This window comes from Nocardia glycosmidis, assembly GCF_052545115.1.
Genome location: NZ_JBQWRH010000015.1, coordinates 24124 through 43738, shown reverse-complemented (window position 1 = coordinate 43738; position 19615 = coordinate 24124). Strand labels below are relative to the sequence as shown.

General features: G+C 65.6%; 22 protein-coding genes. 14 read left to right on the top strand and 8 right to left on the bottom strand.

The features are described 5' to 3' along the window. Positions 1-11: 11 nt before the first annotated feature. On the top strand, positions 12-1565 hold the full coding sequence (locus ACT86A_RS19280; RefSeq protein WP_445093556.1) for an acyl-CoA synthetase: 1554 nt from the start codon (positions 12-14) through the stop codon (positions 1563-1565). Here the strand turns inward: ACT86A_RS19280 and ACT86A_RS19275 are convergent. Then, entirely contained in the window at positions 1562-2032 is a 471-nt protein-coding gene (locus tag ACT86A_RS19275) for a hypothetical protein (protein ID WP_445093555.1), read from the bottom strand. The two genes, ACT86A_RS19280 and ACT86A_RS19275, sit on opposite strands and share 4 nt — an antisense overlap. Before the next feature lie 5 nt (positions 2033-2037). Beyond that, a complete protein-coding gene (locus ACT86A_RS19270; protein ID WP_445093554.1) occupies positions 2038-3285 on the bottom strand; it encodes an NsdA family TPR-like regulatory protein in 1248 nt (415 codons plus the stop codon). A gap of 702 nt (positions 3286-3987) precedes the next feature. Here ACT86A_RS19270 and ACT86A_RS19265 point away from each other — a divergent pair. After that, the gene (locus tag ACT86A_RS19265; protein ID WP_445093553.1) at positions 3988-4428 is read left to right on the top strand and encodes a hypothetical protein; all 441 of its coding nucleotides are present in this window, start codon (positions 3988-3990) and stop codon (positions 4426-4428) included. Beyond that, on the top strand, positions 4428-4796 hold the full coding sequence (locus tag ACT86A_RS19260; RefSeq protein WP_445093552.1) for a hypothetical protein: 369 nt from the start codon (positions 4428-4430) through the stop codon (positions 4794-4796). Before ACT86A_RS19265 ends, ACT86A_RS19260 begins: the two co-directional genes overlap by 1 nt. A gap of 69 nt (positions 4797-4865) precedes the next feature. Here the strand turns inward: ACT86A_RS19260 and ACT86A_RS19255 are convergent, their stop codons facing one another. Continuing rightward, positions 4866-5864 carry a sigma-70 family RNA polymerase sigma factor gene (locus ACT86A_RS19255; RefSeq protein WP_445093551.1) on the bottom strand — a complete coding sequence of 333 codons (999 nt, stop codon included), beginning with the start codon at positions 5862-5864 and terminating at the stop codon, positions 4866-4868. Positions 5865-6039: 175 nt separating this feature from the next. Here ACT86A_RS19255 and ACT86A_RS19250 point away from each other — a divergent pair, with 175 nt between their 5' ends. Continuing rightward, positions 6040-6459: a VOC family protein gene (locus ACT86A_RS19250; protein ID WP_445093550.1), complete on the top strand. Its 420-nt coding sequence runs from the start codon at positions 6040-6042 to the stop codon at positions 6457-6459. Positions 6460-6572: 113 nt separating this feature from the next. Here the strand turns inward: ACT86A_RS19250 and ACT86A_RS19245 are convergent, their stop codons facing one another. Further along, positions 6573-7355, bottom strand: a complete 783-nt coding sequence (locus ACT86A_RS19245; RefSeq protein WP_445093549.1) for a crotonase/enoyl-CoA hydratase family protein — start codon at positions 7353-7355, stop codon at positions 6573-6575. A 59-nt stretch (positions 7356-7414) separates the two neighbouring features. Between ACT86A_RS19245 and ACT86A_RS19240 the strand changes: the two genes are divergently transcribed. Continuing rightward, positions 7415-9064: an acyl-CoA synthetase gene (locus tag ACT86A_RS19240; protein ID WP_445093548.1), complete on the top strand. Its 1650-nt coding sequence runs from the start codon at positions 7415-7417 to the stop codon at positions 9062-9064. A gap of 68 nt (positions 9065-9132) precedes the next feature. Here ACT86A_RS19240 and ACT86A_RS19235 read toward each other — a convergent pair whose 3' ends face one another. Further along, entirely contained in the window at positions 9133-9486 is a 354-nt protein-coding gene (locus tag ACT86A_RS19235; RefSeq protein WP_445093547.1) for a hypothetical protein, read from the bottom strand. Further along, complete coding sequence (locus ACT86A_RS19230) at positions 9483-9947, bottom strand: hypothetical protein (protein WP_445093546.1); 465 nt, start codon at positions 9945-9947, stop codon at positions 9483-9485. Before ACT86A_RS19230 ends, ACT86A_RS19235 begins: the two co-directional genes overlap by 4 nt. Positions 9948-10099: 152 nt before the next feature. On the opposite strand from ACT86A_RS19230, the gene ACT86A_RS19225 reads away from it, so the two are divergent. Together ACT86A_RS19225 and ACT86A_RS19220 are read left to right on the top strand one after the other, a co-directional pair. Beyond that, a complete protein-coding gene (locus ACT86A_RS19225; RefSeq protein ID WP_445093545.1) occupies positions 10100-10297 on the top strand; it encodes a YlcI/YnfO family protein in 198 nt (65 codons plus the stop codon). Next, positions 10294-10665 (top strand): type II toxin-antitoxin system death-on-curing family toxin, encoded by a 372-nt coding sequence (locus ACT86A_RS19220; protein ID WP_445093676.1) that lies wholly within the window; start codon positions 10294-10296, stop codon positions 10663-10665. Before ACT86A_RS19225 ends, ACT86A_RS19220 begins: the two co-directional genes overlap by 4 nt. Positions 10666-10743: 78 nt before the next feature. On the opposite strand, the gene ACT86A_RS19215 is transcribed toward ACT86A_RS19220, so the two are convergent. Together ACT86A_RS19215 and ACT86A_RS19210 are read right to left on the bottom strand one after the other, a co-directional pair. Then, positions 10744-11862: an acyl-CoA dehydrogenase family protein gene (locus ACT86A_RS19215; RefSeq protein WP_445093544.1), complete on the bottom strand. Its 1119-nt coding sequence runs from the start codon at positions 11860-11862 to the stop codon at positions 10744-10746. Positions 11863-11882: 20 nt separating this feature from the next. Further along, positions 11883-13076: an acyl-CoA dehydrogenase family protein gene (locus ACT86A_RS19210; RefSeq protein WP_445093543.1), complete on the bottom strand. Its 1194-nt coding sequence runs from the start codon at positions 13074-13076 to the stop codon at positions 11883-11885. 174 nt (positions 13077-13250) lie between these two features. Here ACT86A_RS19210 and ACT86A_RS19205 point away from each other — a divergent pair, with 174 nt between their 5' ends. The 7 genes from ACT86A_RS19205 (at position 13251) to ACT86A_RS19175 (ending at position 19598) form a co-directional block, all read left to right on the top strand. Further along, positions 13251-13439 (top strand): ferredoxin, encoded by a 189-nt coding sequence (locus ACT86A_RS19205; protein ID WP_445093542.1) that lies wholly within the window; start codon positions 13251-13253, stop codon positions 13437-13439. 45 nt (positions 13440-13484) lie between these two features. Beyond that, complete coding sequence (locus ACT86A_RS19200) at positions 13485-14387, top strand: 3-oxoacyl-ACP reductase (RefSeq protein ID WP_445093541.1); 903 nt, start codon at positions 13485-13487, stop codon at positions 14385-14387. A gap of 291 nt (positions 14388-14678) precedes the next feature. Continuing rightward, positions 14679-15443: an MlaE family ABC transporter permease gene (locus ACT86A_RS19195; RefSeq protein WP_445093540.1), complete on the top strand. Its 765-nt coding sequence runs from the start codon at positions 14679-14681 to the stop codon at positions 15441-15443. Between the two features lie 4 nt (positions 15444-15447). Further along, a complete protein-coding gene (locus ACT86A_RS19190) occupies positions 15448-16299 on the top strand; it encodes an MlaE family ABC transporter permease (RefSeq protein ID WP_445093539.1) in 852 nt (283 codons plus the stop codon). Between the two features lie 4 nt (positions 16300-16303). Then, positions 16304-17518, top strand: coding sequence for an MCE family protein (locus tag ACT86A_RS19185; protein ID WP_445093538.1), 1215 nt, complete (start codon positions 16304-16306; stop codon positions 17516-17518). Next, positions 17515-18543 carry an MCE family protein gene (locus ACT86A_RS19180; RefSeq protein WP_445093537.1) on the top strand — a complete coding sequence of 343 codons (1029 nt, stop codon included), beginning with the start codon at positions 17515-17517 and terminating at the stop codon, positions 18541-18543. Before ACT86A_RS19185 ends, ACT86A_RS19180 begins: the two co-directional genes overlap by 4 nt. Then, a complete protein-coding gene (locus ACT86A_RS19175) occupies positions 18540-19598 on the top strand; it encodes an MCE family protein (protein WP_445093536.1) in 1059 nt (352 codons plus the stop codon). Before ACT86A_RS19180 ends, ACT86A_RS19175 begins: the two co-directional genes overlap by 4 nt. The last annotated feature ends 17 nt before the right edge of the window (positions 19599-19615 follow it).

Genomic DNA, 19615 nt, shown 5'->3' with positions numbered 1-19615 from the left:
AATTCAATGGAGTGACGACGCAGCAGTCAGTGCGAATTCTCGGTCTGTGGAACATCGCGGAAGCCGAACCCGGTCGCATCGCGATGGTCGATCCGTCCGGCCGCGAGGTGACATATCGCGAATTGGCCACGCTCGCCAATCGTTACGCCACCGGTTTGCGGGGGCTCGGCCTGAATGCCGGCGACGTGCTGGTGAGCATGGTGCACAACTCGGTGGAGGCGATCGCCGTCTACTTCGCGGCATATCAGTCCGGGTTGTACATCGTCGCGGTGAATTGGCATCTCACCGGCCCGGAGGTCGCCTACATCCTGCGTGACAGCGAGGCGAAGGCGTTCATCGCCGGCGATCGTTTCGCCGCCACCGCTCAGGCTGCGGCCGATGAAGCGGGGCTGCCTGCGACGGCGCGGTTCGCGGTGGGCGAGATCGAGGGTTTCAAGTCGGTCGCCTGGCTCGGCGCTGCGGACACCGGGCGACCGTCCGAGCGCAGCACGGGCGCGCCGATGCTCTACACGTCGGGAACCACGGGGCGCCCCAAGGGAGTCCGGCGCCCGCTCACCGGCGCCGACCCGGATGTCATTGCGCCACATGCCACCGCGTTCTTCGGCCTGTTCGACCTCGCGCCCTATGACGATCACGTTCACCTCTGCGGCTCGCCGCTGTATCACACGGCGGTGCTGAATTTCGCCACCATCTCGATTCAATTGGGCCATAAGCTCGTTCTGATGGACCGGTGGGACCCGGAAGAGATGCTGCGGTTGATCGAAAAGCATCGGGTGACCCACAGCCATATGGTGCCCACCCAGTTCCACCGCCTGCTCGCGTTGCCGGAGGAGGTGCGCGCCAAGTATGACGTTTCCTCGCTGCGCAGTATGGTCCACGGTGCCGCGCCCTGTCCGCAGCAGACCAAGCGGCAGATGCTCGAGTGGTGGGGCCCGACGGTCACCGAGTACTACGCGGCCACCGAGGGCGGCGGGACGGTAATCACCGGCGCCGACTGGCTGCGTAAGCCGGGGTCGGTGGGCAAAGCGTGGCCGTGGTCGGTGATCAAGGTGCTCAGCGAAGACGACGGTTCCGAGGTCCCGGCCGGCGAACCCGGCTTGGTCTATATGCGCATGGGCGCTTCGAGTTTCGAGTACCACCACGACAAGACCAAAACCGAGGGCTCGCGCGTCGGCGACCTGTTCACCGTCGGCGACATCGGTCACCTCGACGAGGACGGCTACCTCTACCTGCACGACCGGCGCTCGGACCTGATCCTGTCCGGCGGCGTGAACATCTATCCCGCCGAGATCGAAAACGTCCTGATCACCCACCCGAAAGTCGCGGACGTGGCGGTTTTCGGTATCCCGCACCCGGATTGGGGCCAGGAGGTGAAAGCGGTCGTACAACCTACGGAAGATGTCCAGGGAGACGACGCGCTCACCACAGAACTGCTCGACTTCGCTGCCACCCAATTGGCGAAATACAAGATGCCGAAGTCGATCGCCTACCTGCCTGAACTACCGCGCGACCCCAACGGCAAGCTCTATAAACGCAAACTCCGCGACCGCTACATCCCGGCCTAGTCCCGCTCGGCTCCGCCCGGCCACACAATCGTCACCGGGATGCCACGCTCACGAGCGACGGCCACCACGTCAGCAGTACCGCCGTAGCCGCGCGCCGGTTTCCCGTCCCACACCGCTATCAACTCGTCGGCTTGGTCGAGCATGCGCACGCTGCCTTCCTGGTGCGCCTCGGAGTCGGACTCTTCTCGATCGAGTTCGACTACTTCCGTGGCAGCAGAACGTAATTCGTCATATACGGGATGATGCTCGGCGGGCAGGCCCTCACGATATCTTCGCGCCGGGACGATAACGATCAAACCACCGCCGAGGTCGAGCACCGCCTGCGCAAACAGGCTGTCGGCACCATCTGCGAGGCAACTTATGCCGATCAGCTCGCTGTCGGCGCGCCCAGCGACTTCGGTGCGTAGCTGTGCATCGACAAGCGCGGTCGTCTGCGCCGGTAGACCTCGATGCCCGGTGATGGCCAAGCGCGTCATAGATCGTCCCGTCTGTAGAGAGTGGCCAGCGCATCGTCCAGGTGTCGCGCTTCATCGGTCCGAGTCGGCAGACTAGCCCGAAAATCTCGGGCCAGCCTAGTAATCCGCTCGCTGCGATAGCGCAGTCCAACGGCCAACGCCTCAGCGGCGAGCGCGCAACCGCCCTCGACATCGCCGCTGCGTGCAAGCACGTGCGCGTGCTCGACCTGAGCCAGGGCGCGCGGCTTGGCGACGCTCAACGCGGATTCAGCGGCAGCGAACGCCGCCCGAGCCGAACGGTGGTCCCCGAGCCGGGCGAGGGTGCTGGCCCGGTATCGCGCGGCCTTCGGCCCGTCGAAGACGAATACCCACGGCCATTGCGGTTCGCCACGCTGGCGGGCGGCCAGCCGCTCAGCGCGATTGAGCTCGGCAACGGCGCTCTTTCTGTCACCCGTGGCTGCGTTCGCCACGGCAAGCAGTGAGGCCAACCAGGCGCTCGCACTATCCGGCACTTCGGTGCCCATCTGCGCCGAGGCTGTACGCAGGAGTTTGAGCCCGGCTCGCCCGTCGCCGGTTTCGACGGCGTAATGCCCGAGCGAGGCAGTCATGTACGCGACAAGTAGAGGATGGTGGGTGCGTTCGGCGTGCCGTATCGCCTCCGTGTACCGCCGCCGCGCTGTTGCATCGTCGCCCCGGTCGGCGGCCAACCACGCTGCCAGCCCGGCGACCTCAGACAGCACACGGAAGCCGCTCGATGTTCGCAGCTGATCGCAGACGATACTGGTAACCAGGCTCAAATGCGCCTCGACTGCGGGGTGCAGTCGATCGGATGGTATCGACGACTCCATACGTCGGTAGTGGCTGGTCGGCCCGGCTATCGCCTCGATCAACTCGCCATCGGTGGGTGCGACATTCGCCAGCACCGCGCCCGCACTCGCGGCGAGCGCGCTCTGTAGGAACTGCTTTCGGTTCACGTCCTCGTTATCCGACAAATGCTGACGCCGGGCGAATCCCAACTCGGCATCGCTTGCAACGTTCAGTATTGCCCGCAGTGCCGCGCGGTAGTGCTTTCGCGGCCACGTTGTTTCGCCTCGCTCCCATTTGCCGACGTGCCGCTCGTCCACGGCACCCCGATTGTTGGTTGCCCGGAATACATGATCGTTGACGGCGTTCGCCAGTTCTTGGCGAGTCATCGAATGGCCAGGCGAACCGGGCGATTCCACCCTCAACCGCGCCTCGATGAGCAGGTCATTCCGTCCGGTCACGGGGTATCGGCCTCTCTTCTGGACCTATCCCGAGGATAGATACCACCCGTTGCGCGCGGCCAACCTTCCCACCATCTTCCCACCACATTCCCCATGGCGCGCAGTCGATCAACCGTCTGATACCAGCGAGTCTGAGAACAGCCCCGCCGCCGGGTTGATGCGGTGTCCTTCATCGACTCCCCGGCTGCGGGTGCACACCAACGAAACGCAACAGACAGGGGTGACGAAGTGGCGTTCAACTGGTGGAGGGAAGCCGAACCGGACGACACATCGCCGCAGGCGATCATCGACCGCGTACAAGCCGAGTGGCGCGCCGAACGCCGACGTGACCGTATCCGCGCCGGGCAGGCCGAACTCGCCGACACGGGCCTATGGCCGACTGGCTGGCCGCATGAGGCGCCCGATCGTCCGCTGAGTGTGTCTGAAGCGCATCGAACCATGCAGAGGCATCGCGGATGCCGCACCGACGCATGCCCCCGCAAGGCAGCGGCACGGCAGACGTTGATCGACGCCGGACACATGGTGCCGGACACCTCACGTACGTACCCGGACTCGTCACGCATGCACTGAGCAGCCCATCTGAACTTCCCGCGCGCATTTCTCCTCTCCGACGGTCACCGGTCGGGCGCGGGAAGGGCCGCCCCCTGGCATAACAAGCGATCGTTTCTTCGGGGCGGTCACCGATGTTGGAAGGAAGTACCCATGAAGATCACACCCTCATTGATGATTGCCGCGCTCAGCACGTCATTCGCATTTATCGGACTCATGCCCGCTCCCACCGCGTCAGCTCTGGCCGGCCCGCATGGATGCACCTCGACGTGGATCACGCCGGAAATCACCGCACACGGCACCGGAACGGCTGTGTGGTACGGAATCAACTTCGTCTGTACCGCGCCGGTGGGCTACAGCTTGACAGTGGCGGCCTATTCCGGGAATAACGCAGCCGGGCGGTCGACGCGTAGCGGCGTCTCGTCTTCTCCCGCCGTGTCGGCGGTTTCGGTGCCGTGCGTGAACAACAACAACAGCAGTTGGAGCATGTCCCTGACTGGATGGATCGAGGACACCAACGGCAGGAAACATGATCTGGGCGATCAACCGGGCAGTTGGCGTGCGGGTGTCACCGTGGGTTGTAGCCTGCGATGATGTCTCTCACCTTGGCTGCTCCGGCCGTCATCCATGTCGACAACGATGTTCGAATCTGGCATGGCGGGCTCATCCAAGGTCTTTCGCGAACCTACTTCGCGATCATCATCGAAGCTGTTGAACCGGAGGAGAATTCGTTTCCGCTGCCGGTTGACGTGGTCGTCCGGTTGCAGCGATCGGTAGTTGTGACCTTCTCGCGGGAGGGGGCCACCTTGCCGTATCCGATGATCGCCGGTGCCGAAGATCTGGCGTCGATGACGTGGTTCGCCACCTTCCCGCGCTTGGAACCTGGCGAATACACGATGCACGTCGATATCGCTGAACTGAATATTCACCACGCGACGCTTTTCGAGGTGGTAGCGCGCTGAAACGCCCGCGCCTCCTGGCGCCGGTCGATGACGCCGCCCTTGGCAACTACCGCGAAGGACGCCCCGGGGTCAGGTGCGTTCGCGCAATTCCGGGGCGAGGCCGAAGAGTGGGAAGAGTTTTTCGGTGTCGAGGAAGAAGTTCAGGCCGGCGATGGTGTCGCCGTCTAGTTCCAGCACCGTGATCGACCACGGCACCCACCGGCCCGGCTCGGTGCCGGGCTTGTAGTGGCCGAAGGCGGGCAGACCGTTGGCGCCTTCCAGCCGGACCAGTCGCGAATCGCGGCAGGCGCTTCCGGTGCCGAGCATGAACGCGGCCACGTTTTCCGGGCCCGAGATCCATAGCTCGATCGGCGGCATGGACAGCGCCACATCCGCTTTCAGCAGGGATGTGAGGGTGTCCATGTCGTAGGCTTCGAATGCCTTGACGAAGCTGTCCACCAGTCTGCGCTGGTCCTCGTCGGTCTCGTCGTAGGTGTCGGTGGTGGTGGGCTGCACCTTGGACATGGTGGCCCGTGCGCGCTGCAGCGCGCTGTTCACCGACGCGGACGTCATCGTGAGTGCCGCGGCGGTCTCGTTGGCGGAGAACCGCAGTACCTCGCGCATGATCAGGATCGCGCGCTGGGTGGCGGGCAAGTGCTGGCAGGCGGCGACGAAAGCCAGGCGCAGCGTGTCCTTGGCGCTGGCATGGTCGGCCGGATCGGCGCCGAAAGCCAGCGCGTTCGGGATCGGCTCGATCCAGACGTAGTCCGGCTGCGCCGCGGGCAGCGGCGAATCCGGCCGCGACGGACCGGACAGATCCATCGGCCGAGCCCGGCGCTGCGGGCCGTCGAGCATGTCGAGGCAGACGTTCGTGGTGATCTTGTACAGCCAGGATCGGAGACTGGCCCGCCCCTCGAACGAGGCATAGGACTTCCATGCGCGGGTGAAGGTCTCTTGCACCGCGTCTTCGGCTTCGAAGGAGGACCCGAGCATGCGGTAGGCGTACGCGCACAGCTCTCTGCGATGGATCTCGAACGAGGCGAGCGCATTGGCAGCGAGGCCGGCGGTGGAGCCGGACGAGTCGTTCATGGGGTCACCATGCCACAGGCCACCGACACGCAACAGGTCTCCAGCTCGAGCGGATCAAGATCATTAAACCTGCGCGCGGTGTGGGGCGTGTCACTTGGGCTGTGCCGATGAGTCGGCGGTCCGGGGTCCGTCATATCCAGTGACACGGACGAATCCGCTCGAAAGGAACAGGCCCATGAGCAGCAAGATGATCTTCATCAATCTCCCGGTCGCCGACCTGAACCGGTCGAAGACCTTTTACGAGGCGCTGGGCTGGAAGGTGAACCAAGAGTTCACCGACGACAACGCAGCCTGCATCGTGGTCGACGACAACATCTGCCTGATGCTGCTCACCAAGGATTTCTTCACCGCCTTCAGTAAGCGGCCGCTGGCCGACACGAAGGCGGCGATCAATGCCACGTACGCGTTGTCGCTCGGCAGCGCCGCGGAGGTCGACAGCCTCACCGCCACCGCGCTGGCCGCCGGTGCGACCGAAGAGGTGAACGAGGACAAGCGTGCGCAGGAGGCGCAGGTCGGGATGCACGGCCGATCGTTCATCGATCCGGACGGTCACCAGTGGGAGCCGTTCTGGATGAACTACCCGGGCGCGAACTGAGCCCGGCGCGGGGTCGCCCTTGGTGCACGCGCGCAAGCCAGTGCGCCCGCACCGGGGCGTTGAGCTCGCGCCGGGCCGTGCGCTCGCGCGGGGCGGGTCAACTTCCGGTGAAATCAACTTCCGGTGAAAGAGGGCTTGCGCTTTTCCGCGAACGCCTTCGGGCCCTCTTTGGCGTCGGCCGAGCGGAACACCGCCATGCCGAGTTCGGCGTCGATCCGGAAGGCGTCCTCTTCGGGCATGGCCTCGGTTGCCCGAATGGTGCGCAGGATCGCCTGCACTGCGAGCGGGCCGTTGGCGGCGATCTGCCCGGCGAGTTCCAGGGCCTTGTCCAACGCCGTCCCGTCCGGCACCACGTGCCCGATCAGGCCGATCTGCTTGGCCTCCGCCGCTGTGATGTGCCGTCCGGTGAGCAGGATGTCCGCGGCGACGGTGTAGGGGATCTGGCGGACCAGTCGCACCGCCGAGCCGCCCAGCGGGAACAGGCCCCAACGTGCTTCCGACACACCGAATTTCGCGCTTTCGCCGGCCACGCGGATGTCGGTGCCCTGCAGGATCTCGGTGCCGCCCGCGATGGCGGGGCCCTCGACCGCCGCGATGAGCGGCTTGGTCAGTCTGCGGCCCTTGAGCAGCGCCTCGATCTTGGACAGATCCCAGCCACCGTCCGCGAACGAGTCGCCGGGGTGCCGGGCGGTCATCGCCGTGAGATCCGCGCCGGCGCAGAACGCGCCGCCCGCGCCGGTCAGGATCGCCACCCGGATATCGGGATCGTTGTCCACCTGGTCCCAGGCGTCTTTCATGATCGCCATCATCTCCGCCGACAGCGCGTTGCGCACCCGTGGCCGGTTCATGGTGACGACGAGTATCTGGTCGCGCTTCTCGACGAGGCAGTGCGACATCGCTGATCTCCTGACTTCGAGCCTTGTCAGAAACAGTAACACGTTCTATTTTTATGGCTGTGAGCTACAACATAGCGGACCTCGTCGAACACGCCGTCGACCTGATGCCCGATCGTGTCGCGCTAGCCGGCGAGGGCCACGAGGTCAGCTATGCCCAGTTGGAGGAGCGGGCCAATAAACTTGCTCACTACCTGCAAGAACATGGAATTATGCCGGGCGACAAGGTGGGCATCTACGCGCGCAACACGATCGCGGCCGTCGAGGCGATGGTCGCGATCTTCAAGGCGCGCGCCGTGATGGTCAACGTGAACTACCGATATGTCGAGAACGAGTTGCAATACATCTTCGACAACTCGGACATGGTCGCGCTGATCCACGAGCGTCGCTACAGCGACAAGGTCGCCGCGGTGGGCCCGAATACCCCGAAGCTACGCACCGTCATCGTCGTGGACGACGATACGACCGGCACTGTGGCGACCGCGGCGGATTCGGTGGAATACGAGGCGGCGCTCGCGGGAGCCGCAGGTGAGCGCGACTTCGGCCCGCGCTCCCCGGACGACCTGTACCTGCTCTACACCGGTGGCACCACCGGCAAGCCCAAAGGCGTGATGTGGCGCCAGGAGGATGTGTGGCGCGTACTCGGCGCGGGCATCAACTTCGTCACCGGCGAGTACGTCCAGGACGAGTGGGAATTGGCGAAGGTCGGCGCGGGCAGCCCACCCATGGTGCGGTTCCCGATTCCGCCGATGATCCACGGCGGCGCACAATGGGCGACGTTCCACAGCCTGTTCGGCGGGGGCAAGGCGGTGCTGCTCCCCGAGTTCTCCGGGCACGGCGTGTGGCAGGCGATCGACCAGCACAAGGTCAATCTGATCTTCATCACCGGCGACGCGATGGCGCGCCCGATGCTGGACGCGCTGCTCGAAGGCAATCCGGAAACCGGTCAGCCCTATGATCTTTCGAGTTTGTACGTGCTGGCCAGCAGTGCGGCGCTGTTCTCGCCCGCGCTCAAGGACCAATTCCTCGAGTTGTTGCCGAACCGGATGATCTCCGATTCGATCGGCTCGTCGGAGACCGGTTTCGGCGGTCTTTCCATCGTGGCGAAGGGCGCGACGCACACCGGAGGCCCCCGGGTGAAGATCGACGCGTCCACCGAAGTGCTCGACGAGCACGGCAATCCGGTCCAGCCCGGCTCCGGGGCTGTCGGCGTCCTGGCGCGGCACGGGCACATCCCGCTCGGCTACTACAAGGACGCAGCGAAGACCGCGGCGACCTTCAAGGAGTTCAACGGCATTCGCTACGCCATCCCCGGCGATTTCGCCAGGGTCGAGGAAGACGGCACGGTCACGATGCTCGGCCGCGGCTCGGCCAGCATCAACAGCGGCGGCGAGAAGATCTACCCGGAGGAGGTCGAAGGCGCGCTCAAGACGCACCCGGAGATCTTCGACGCGCTCGTGCTCGGCATCGAGGACGAACGCTGGGGCCAGCGGGTGGTCGCGGTCGTGCAGTGCCGTGGCGAGAAGCGACCGACCCTGGAGGAGCTGCGCCCACTGCTCACTCGAGAGATCGCGTCCTACAAGCAACCGCGCAGCCTGTGGTTCGTCGACGAAATCAAACGCTCGCCCGCGGGCAAACCCGACTACCGCTGGGCCAAGGAGCAAACCCAGGCCCGTCCTGCGGACGATAATCCCGAGGCGAATTCGAAATAGCCGACCGATGGGCGGGCCCCGCGTCCCGGGCGACGGCCCGACCAGGGCATCCGGCGTGCCCCCTGGTGTCAGCGTTGACGATCGGTCTTCCTCGGATGCCCGGTTCCGGCGAGGGTCAAGTACAAAATTCGGTTGGCGTCATCGATCGCGTACCATATCCGGCCGCCACCGGTGATCTCGTACTGCCACTGCTCCAACTCCGCACCGCCGAGCTTGACCGATTTCAGGTCGAATTTCAATCGATGCTGCCGGGAAGGATTCGCGGCGCTGCGTGGGTCGCTGGTGATATCGACCCAGGCTCGATCGAGGTTGCCGGGTGCTTGGGCGAGTAAATCGGCCCATCCGCGCGCCGCGTTCAGACTGTGCACGACAACTCGCCAGGGGTTGGGGCGCGGAACCTCGTCGCCTCTGTGGAGTTTCATTCCGCATGTCCCGGGCGGGATACCTCGCTGAAGTCCGCCGGGTCGAACGGTCCGGTCAGTCGATGTGCCAGTTCCGGCTGAGCATAGATCTCGGCTGTGTGCTGCCAGGCGACGAGGTCCCGAGCGAACGGAGTGAACAGGCCGGTGTCGGCTCCGGCGATCAACTGATCCAACAGTTCAGCGGCCGCCTCGGCGCGACCGGTGTCCGGCAGCCATTTCAACCAGGGCAGTTCTTCTGCGAAGACTTCCTCCGCCAGGCCGCGGTTGGACCTGGCGATGATCGCGATAGTTCGGGCGAGCAGGCGCAGCGCCGTCTCTTTCGCCTCGAATCGTTCCGAACGAGACAGCACCAGATTCTCAGCGTCGCGGCGTTCCAGGATCACATCGGCATCGGCCAGAGCGGGAAAGACCGATGTCTGCTTGCGAATCAGGTCGCTGAACGGGAAGCTCTTTTCGGCCATGCACCCATTCTACCTCGACTTCTGAAGTAGTTCAGTTAGAGTGTGCCGCTACGTGCTGCGGCTCCCGCACACCCTCCAGCGCTACTTGACGTCGACGCTGTCTGCATGAAAATCGATCGGTATCGCGCAGTACCACGCGGTACCATCGGGCCATGGCTGGTCTTAACATTCGGTTTTCCGACGACGAGCTGGCTGCTTTGCGGGAGCGCGCGGAGGCCGAGGGGCGCAGTATGCAGCAGTTCGTCCACGATGCCGTCATCAGGGCGATCAACGAGCATTCCAGGCTGTTCAACGAAGCCGCTGATCACGTCCTACGAGTCAGTCAGGAGCTGAACCGGAGGCTGGCCTGATGGAGTATCTGACGCTGGCCGAACTACTGCGTCTGGCCGAGCGCCTGGGCACTCCAGTGGTCCGTGACTATGGTTTGCTCGACTCAGCTCTATCCCGACCCCAGTCCAGCGTGTTCGGGCAGGACGCCTATCCGGATGTGTGGCAGAAGGCCGCCGCGCTGATGGAATCGATCGGACGCAACCACGGCTTGGTAGACGGCAACAAGCGGTTGGCGTGGTACGCGAGTTGGGTTTTCCTGCACATCAACGGTCATCGGCTCGACCCGCACTTCGATGTCGATGACGCCGAACAGTTCGTTCTGGACGTGTGTCAGGGACTGCTGGATCTACCTTCGATCGCCGAACATTTGGCGAAGTTCGAAGGTTGATGCGCAAAAAATCGCGACGCTGAACAGAGCAAATCCACATCCATAGTCCACGATCCGGTGCACTCGGCGATGGCGTGTTCAGGCTGGGGTCCCGGCTAGTAGCGCGCCGAGCGCGCGCAGGTGGTCGGTGCCCGCGCCGAGGGCGAACTCGTTGTGTTTGGCGGCGGTGAAGTAGTGGTGCACGATGTGATCGCGGTCGATGCCGACGCCGCCGTGCACGTGGACGACGGTGTGCGCGACGCGGTGGCCCGCGTGGGCGGCCCAGAATTTGGCGGTGTGCACCGCCTCGGCCGCGGGCAGATCCTCCGACAGCAACCAGGCGGCCTGGGTTGTCACCAGACGCAGGCCCTGGACGTCGATGTACGCGTCGGCGAGCCGCTGGGCGACGGCCTGGAAGCTGCCCAGGGCCTTGCCGAACTGCTCGCGCTCGCGGGCGTATTCGGCGACCAGCTCCAGTGCCCGGGTCAAGGTGCCCAGCTGCAGGGCGCTCAGTCCGAGCCAGGCGCGCGTGAGAATCCAGTCCAGGATCTGCGCGCCATCCGCGACGCTGCCGATCACTTCGCCGGGCGTGTCAGCGAGTTCGACTGCGAATTCCGGGCTGCGGTCGACGACTTGCTGCGCCGTCACGATCGCCGTCGCGGGGTTGACCAGGAAGACCGCGATAGCGCCGGATGCCGTGGCGGGCACCAGGATTCGCTCGGCGCGGTTGGCGTAGGGCACGGTGGTCTTGGCGCCGGTCAGCCGCCAGCCCGCGCCGGTCTCGACCGCGGTGGTGGTCGGTGCGGCGGGTTCCCAGTTGCGCTCTTCGGCCGCGGCGACGGTCAGGATGATCTGACCGGCACCAGCCCGGGTAGCCAGATCCCGTTGCCCCGCAGCACCGAAGCGGGCCAACGCTCCCGCGCCGAGGACGATCGACCACAGGTACGGCACGGCCGCGACGTGCTTGCCCAGTTCTTGCAGGATGGCAGTCTGTTCGAGCGGCCCCAGGTCGCTGCCGCCGACCGATTCCGGCAGGGCGGCCGCGAGCACGCCGGTCTCGGCCAGCGCACGCCACAGCGGCTGGTCGAATCGCTCGGTGTTCGTTCCCGCCCCGGCGGTGTCGAGTTCGCGCAGCCGGTCGGCGGTCACCAGCTTGCCGCACACCTCGCCGGTGAGCCGGGCGAGATCGAGTTGGGCTTCGGTGGGGGTGAAATTCATGGTGGTCTGATCGCTTTCGCTCAGCGGGCAGCGGCAGGCTGCCGGAGGGCGGTCATGGCGATGATGTCGCGCTGCACCTCGTTGGTACCGCCGCCGAAGGTCAGGATGAGTGCGGCGCGATGCATCCGCTCCAGTCGCCCGCGCAGTGCGGCGCCGGGGGAGTCCTGGCACAGATACGCCTGCGGCCCGAGCACCTCCATGAGCAGCCGATAGGCCTCGGTGGCCAGCTCGGTGCCGTACACCTTGCAGGTCGAGGCGTCCCACGGCCGCGGGGCCGCGTCGCCGCCCGTGTCGGCCCGGCCGGCGATCTCCCAGTTCAGCAGTCTGAGGTAGGCGAGTTTCGCGTGCACCGTGGCGAGGTCGAGCCGCACCCACTCGCGGTCGATCACCCGGGAGCCGTCGCTCGCCTTGGTAGTGCGCGCCCACTCGATGGTCTGGTGCAGCGCCGATTCCAGTGGCCCCGCGCACGTGAGCGCCACGCGCTCGTGATTGAGCTGGTTGGTGATCAGCGCCCAGCCGCCGTTCTCCGGACCGACCAACGCGCTCGCGGGCACCCGGACGTCCTGGTAGTACGTCGCGCTGGTGTCCGGGCCCGCCATGGTGTGTACCGGGGTCCAGGAGAAGCCTTCGGCAGTGGTCGGCACGATGAGGATGCTGATGCCCCTGTGCTTCTCGGCGGTGGGGTCGGTGCGCACCGCCAGCCAGACGTAGTCGGCGTAGGCGATCAGGCTGGTCCACATCTTCTGGCCGTTGATCACGTAGTCGTCGCCGTCGCGGACCGCGGTGGTGCGCAGAGCGGCCAGGTCGGTGCCTGCGCCCGGCTCGGAGTAGCCGATGGAAAAGTGCAGTTCCCCGGCTGCGATCCTGGGCAGGAAGAACTTCTTCTGCTCCGCGCTGCCGTACTGCATGATCGTCGGCGCGACCGAGTTGATGGTCAGCAACGGCACCGGCGCGCCCGCGATCGCGGCTTCGTCGGTGAAGATCAACTGGTCCATCGTCGAGCGGTCCCGGCCGCCGTACTCCGTGGGCCAGCCCAACGCCAGCCACCCGTCCCGGCCCATCTCCTGGACGACCTCGCGATAGACGTTGCCCTGTCCGTACTCACCGGTCTGCGCGCTGAGCGCCGCTCTGCGCTCCGGGGTGATCAGCCGCGCGAAGTAGTCGCGCAGCTCCGCACGCAGCTGCTCTTGTTGCGACGTGTACGCGATGCGCATGGCAATACCTCTTGGCGGATGGTCAGCGGGCGGAGCTTGCGGATCGGGGTCTCCCGATCATTGCACACGGAATGAAACATGTTCCAGTATTTGCCGGGGAATCCCGCCGATGGCGGCCCGGTGGAGCAGGTCGGCTTGTTAGGCTTCGAGTAGCGCGGTGGTAAAGGAGTTGCGATGAAGATCAGTGTCGATCCGGACCAATGCGAAGCGAATGGAATCTGTGTCGGAATAGCCCCCGACGTGTTCGAACTCGATGACGAAGACGTACTGCACATCGCCGGCGCCGAGGTGCCCGAGGATCGCCTCGCCGCCGTGGAGGACGCGGTCGCGCAGTGCCCGAAGGCGGCACTGCGGCTCCAGTGATCGCGGCCCTTGCCCGAATATGTAACACGTTCTAAAGTCGGCCGGGTGAGCGATGATCTGAGCCTTGCCGGCCGAGTGGCGATCGTGACCGGCGGCGGCGCCGGACTCGGCCGCGCCGAAGCGCTCGCGCTGGCCCGGGCGGGCGCCGCGGTGGTGGTCAACGACCTCGCGGAGTCGGACGCGGTCGCCGACATGCTGGCCGAGATCCGCGCTTTGGGCGCCGAGGCGGAGTTCGTCGCGGGCAACGTCGCCGAGCGAGTCACCGCCGACGCGCTGATCCGCACCGCGGAGGAATCCTTCGGATCGGTCGACATCGTCGTCAACAACGCCGGTATCACCCGCGACCGCATGCTGTTCAACATGTCCGACGAGGACTTCGACACGGTGGTCGCGGTGCATCTGCGCGGCCATTTCCTGCTATCGCGCAACGCTGCCGCCTACTGGCGCGGCAAATCCAAGCGGGCGGGTGCCCCGGTCTACGGCAGGCTGGTCAATACCTCCTCGGAAGCCGGCCTGCTCGGGCCGGAGGGGCAGGCCAACTATGGCGCCGCTAAGGCGGGTATCACGGCGCTGACTCTCTCGGCGGCACGAGCGCTGTCGCGCTACGGCGTGCGCGCCAATGCCATTGCGCCGCGCGCTCGAACCGCGATGACCGAGGCGGTGTTCAGTCCCGCGCCAGAGGGAGAAGTCGATCCGCTGTCGCCCGATCATGTGGCCCGGCTGGTCGCCTACCTCGCCTCGCCCGCGGCCGATGCGGTGAATGGGCAATTGTTCGTCGTCTACGGGGGGATGGTGGCACTCATGGCGGCGCCGGTCGTCGAAAGCCGTTTCGACGCGGCCGATGGACAGTGGTCGCCCGAGGCGCTGGCCGACACGCTGGGGGGGTACTTCGCCATTCGTCCTTCCGGGTGGACCTTCTCGGCGTCCTCGCTGGTCGAGCTGGGGTGACCGCAGGCGGCTCGCCGCGGGCGCGTCACTGATCGAATGTCCAGCCGTTGATCATGGGATCAGCGCTTGGTAGACATAGGGACGGGCTGTGTCACACCTCGCAACCGGTGTGGTCATATCGAGTGAAACCGGTATCAAATTTATATGCCGATTTTCCGAGAAAATGCACTTCAAAGTGCGCAAAATGCTTCCTTGAACACGGTGAACATGTTCTAATCGTTCCGGCGATGCGGCCACGGTGGAGATGCTTACCGTGCGCCGCATACGGCGGTTGAGCAAGGAGGATCGTGGATGAACGAGGTCCTTGCCGCGCCTGTGCGGGCTGTCGGTGGATTCTTCGAACTCACCGCCGATGTCGCGCGTTCCAGCGTGCGCCGGCCCTTTCAATGGCGTGAGTTCATCGATCAGTCCTGGTTCATCGCGCGCGTATCGATCGCCCCGACAGTGTTGGTGGCCATTCCGTTCACCGTTCTGGTCAGCTTCACACTGAATATTTTGTTGCGCGAGATCGGCGCGGCCGACCTCAGCGGCGCCGGCGCGGCATTCGGCTCCGTCACCCAGGTCGGGCCGATCGTCACCGTGCTCATCGTCGCGGGCGCAGGCGCCACCGCGATCTGTGCCGACCTGGGCGCGCGCACCATTCGCGAGGAAATCGACGCGATGCGGGTACTTGGTATCGATCCGGTGCACCGACTGGTCGTGCCTCGTGTGCTCGCGTCGATGTTCGTGGCCCTGATGCTCAACAGCCTGGTCTGCACGATCGGCATCGTCGGCGGATTTCTGTTCTCGGTATATCTGCAAGATGTCGATCCCGGCGCGTTCGTCAATGGGATCACGCTGCTCACCCACCTGCCCGAGCTGATCATTTCCGAGGTGAAAGCCGGATTGTTCGGGCTGATCGCCGGGCTGGTCGCGTGCTATCTGGGACTGAATGTCAGAGGTGGGCCCAAAAGTGTCGGTGATGCGGTGAATCAGACCGTAGTCTTCGCTTTTATGGCCTTGTTCGTCGTGAACGTGGTGGTCACCGCCGTCGGCCTCGAGTTCACGGCGCGGTGACACGATGGCCTTCGTCGTCCGATCCCGCTTTCCCCGGACGGTTCGGCGCGTACGCCGGATATCGGATTCGCTCGATTCGGTGGGCAAGCACGCGGTGTTCTACGCGCAGGCGCTCGGCTCCGTTCCGCGGGCGCTGCTGCACTATCGCACCGAGACGATCCGGCTGATCGCCGAAATCAGCATGGGCACCGGCGCTTTGGCGGTAATCGGCGGCACGGTGGTGATCGTCGGGTTCCTGACGCTGTTCGCCGGCGGCACCATCGCGGTGCAGGGTTATAGCTCACTGGGCAACATCGGCGTCGAGGCGTTCACCGGCTTCTTCGCGGCGTTCATCAACGTCCGGATCGCGGCGCCGGTCATCTCCGGCATCGGTCTGGCCGCCACCATCGGGGCCGGCTCCACCGCACAGCTGGGCGCGATGCGGGTGGCCGAGGAGATCGACGCGCTGGAGTCGATGGCGATCCGGCCGGTGCCGTATCTGGTCGGTACCCGCGTCCTGGCCGGGATGATCGCGATCGTGCCGCTCTACGCGCTCGCGGTAATCGCCTCGTTCCTGGCGAGCAGGTTCGCCACCGTGGTGATCTACGGGCAGTCGGCGGGTGTCTACGACCACTACTTCTCGACCTTTCTCATCCCGAGCGACATCCTCTGGTCATTCGCCCAGGCGATCTTCATGGCCTTGGCCGTCATGATGATTCACACCTACTACGGCTACCACGCCGCGGGCGGGCCGGTCGGCGTCGGTGTCGCGGTCGGGAACGCGGTGCGGACCTCGCTGGTCGCGGTGGTCACGGTGACGCTGCTGATCTCGATGGCGATCTACGGCACCTCCGGCAACTTCCATCTCTCCGGGTAGCGATATGGCGGAATCGAAGCACACGCAAGGGCGTCTCAGGCGGGCGCTGCGCGGCGGGCCCGGCCTGAAACTGGCCGGCGCCGCGCTGGTGCTGGCGGTGGTCGCGATCGTGGCCCTCGCGCTGGTCATGTTCGTCGGCGGGTTCACTCCCACGGCCACCGTCACGGTCGACGCGCCGCGCAGCGGTCTGGTCCTGAATCCGGATGCCAAGGTGAAGGTGCGCGGGGTGGAGATCGGCCGCGTCGAGTCGGTCGACTACACCGGCCAGGGCGCCAGGCTGAAACTGGCTCTCGATCCGGAGTTGCTGAAGCTGGTGCCGTCGAACGCGGACGTAGACATCAGATCGACCACCGTCTTCGGCGCGAAGTACGTCAATTTCGTTATCCCCCAGCAACCTTCGCCCATGGCGCTGCAACCGGGCGCGACCGTCACCGCGCAGCGGGTGACCGTCGAGTTCAACACGCTGTTCCAGCATCTGTCCGACCTGCTCGCCGAGATCGAGCCGGAGAAGCTGAACGCGACACTGTCCGCGCTGAGCACCGCACTGCAGGGCCGGGGACAGCAGCTGGGCGACCTGCTCGCGCGCAGCGACGCCTACCTGCGCGAGATCAACCCGTATCTGCCTGCGCTGCAACAGGATCTGGTGAAGACCGGCGACGTTACCAACCTGTACGCGGACACGGTGCCCGACCTGCTGCGCACCGTGAGCAACGCGACGGTCACGAGCAATTCGCTGGTCCAAGAGCAGGACAATCTCGACAGCGTGCTGATCAACCTCATCGGGCTGGCCGACACGACCGGTTCGGTCCTGCGCGACAACGAGAGCCAGCTCGTCACGGCGCTCGATCTGCTGCGCCCGACCACCGGACTGCTCGAGGAATACGCGCCCGCGCTGTTCTGCTTGATCGGCGGCCTCGGCAAGGCGCTTCCGTTGGGCGAGGCGGTCTTCGGCGGCCTGCAAGAGGGCGTCGGGCTGAACACCGGCTTCATGTACGGTGCCGAGCCCTACACCTATCCGGCGGACCTGCCCAAGGTCAACGCGACCGGCGGTCCGCGCTGCGCAGGCTTGCTGGACCGGGTGCCGGGCAGCCACGCGAACTATGTCGTCACCGATACCTCGGAAGGACACGTGTACACACCGTCGACCATGCTGACGGTGCACCCGCCGAAGATCTTCCAGATCCTGTTCGCCGGCCTGCCGGGGGTGCCGCGTCCGTGAAAAACACCGCGACAACCGTCAAACTGGCCATCTTCACCCTGGTGATGTCGCTGGTCTTCGCCGGACTTGTGGTCGTGTTCGGTCAACTGCGTTTCGCGCCGGAGAACGGCTACCACGCCGTGTTCACCAATTCCTCCGGCATACTGCCCGGCGCGAAGGTGCGCATCGCCGGTGTGCCGGTCGGTTCGGTCAGCTCGGTACGGGTCGGCACGGACTATCTGGCGCATGTCGAGTTCGACGTCGACCGAAAGTATCGACTGCTCACCAGCACGCGCGCGGCGATCAAGTACGAGAATCTGGTCGGCGACCGCTATCTCGAGCTGTCCGAGGGTCCCGGCTCGAATCGGGTACTGCATCCCGGCGGCACCATCGACAAGGAACAGACCTCGCCCGCACTGGATCTGGATATGCTGCTCGGCGGGTTCCGGCCACTGCTGCGCGGCCTCGACCCCGGCCAGGTGAACGACCTGACCAACGCGCTGCTGCAGATCTTCCAGGGCCAAGGTGGCACGCTGGTGGCGCTGCTCGACAGCGGCGGGTCGTTCGCACAGACGCTGGCCGATCGGGACGCGCTGATCGGCAGCGTGATCGACAACCTGAACGCGGTGTTGCGGACCATCGACCAGCGCGGCGACCAGTTCGCCACGACCATCGCCGAATTGCAGCGGCTGGTCAGCGGATTGGCCGCCGACCGCGACCAGATCGGCGACGCCATCCCGCGCATCGCCGGCGCCACCGGCGACCTCACCGGCCTGCTCGCCCAGGCCCGTCCCGACCTGCGGGGCACCATCGAGCAGACCGGACGCCTGGCCAGCAACCTCGACGCCGGGTCCGACACCGTCGAGTGGGTGCTGCAGCGGCTGCCGTCGACCTATCGCCAGCTGATTCGCGTCGGCGCGTACGGCTCCTTCCTCCAGCTCTACGTCTGTCAGACGAACTTCCTGGTGGACGGCCCGAACGGACAAACGATGAAGATCAACATGCCCGGGACGCAGACGACCGGAAGGTGCGCGGACGAGCGATGAACCAGCAGCGATCATCCACCACGATCGGCATCGTCGGCCTCGTGCTGGCGGTGGCGGTGGTGCTGTCGGCACTGCAATTCGACCGGCTTCCGTTCCTTCGCTCCGGCGCCATGTTCACCGCCTACTTCGCCGACGCGGGCGGCTTGGTGCCCGGCGACCCGGTCCAGGTCGCGGGGGTACGGTCCGGGCGGGTCGACGCGGTCGGCCTGGATGGGGCGAAGGTGCTCGTCCGGTTCACCCTCGCGGAGTCGATCGTGCTGGGGGAGAAGTCCTCGGCGGCGATCAAGACCAACACGGTGCTCGGGCGCAAGTCGCTCGAGGTCACGCCGTCCGGTCCGGGCGCGCTGCGCGTCGACGACACCATTCCGCTGGACCGCACCACCTCGCCGTATTCGCTCAACGAGGCATTGAGCGATCTGGCCGGCACGGTGCACGGCTTGGACCTGGACCAGGTGGACCGGACCCTTGACGCACTCTCGGCAGCGTTCGCCGACACGCCCGCACCGCTGCGTTCGGCGCTCGATGGCGTCACGGCGCTCTCGCGCAGCATCAACGCCCGCGACCAGGCGTTGTCGGATCTGCTGCAGCGGGCGCAGAACGTGACGAAAATCCTTGCCGACCGGGGCAATCAGATCAACGCGCTGCTGCTGGACGGCAATGAGTTGCTCGGCGAGCTGGATCGGCGGCGCACCGCGCTCGGGCAGCTGATCGTCTACGTCAACGGACTCGCCCAGCAGTTGTCCGGTCTGGTGGCCGACAACGAGGCGCAGCTGAAACCCGCTCTGGACAAGCTGAATTCGGTGCTGGCGCTGTTACAGCGGAACAAGCAGAACATCGCCGATGCGCTGACGGGGCTCGGCCCGTTCGCCGCCGCGCTCGGCGAACAGGTCGGCAGCGGTCCGTATTTCCAGGCGTACGTGGTCAACGCCGCGAGCAAGACGCTACAGCCGCTGGTGGACGCGCTGGTGTGGCCGCAGCACCTGCCGAACGACTTGCAGAGCTACCTCACGCCGTTCCCGTCGATCGAACCCGCGATACAGGAGCCGCCGCGATGAGCGAGCGAACCATCGAC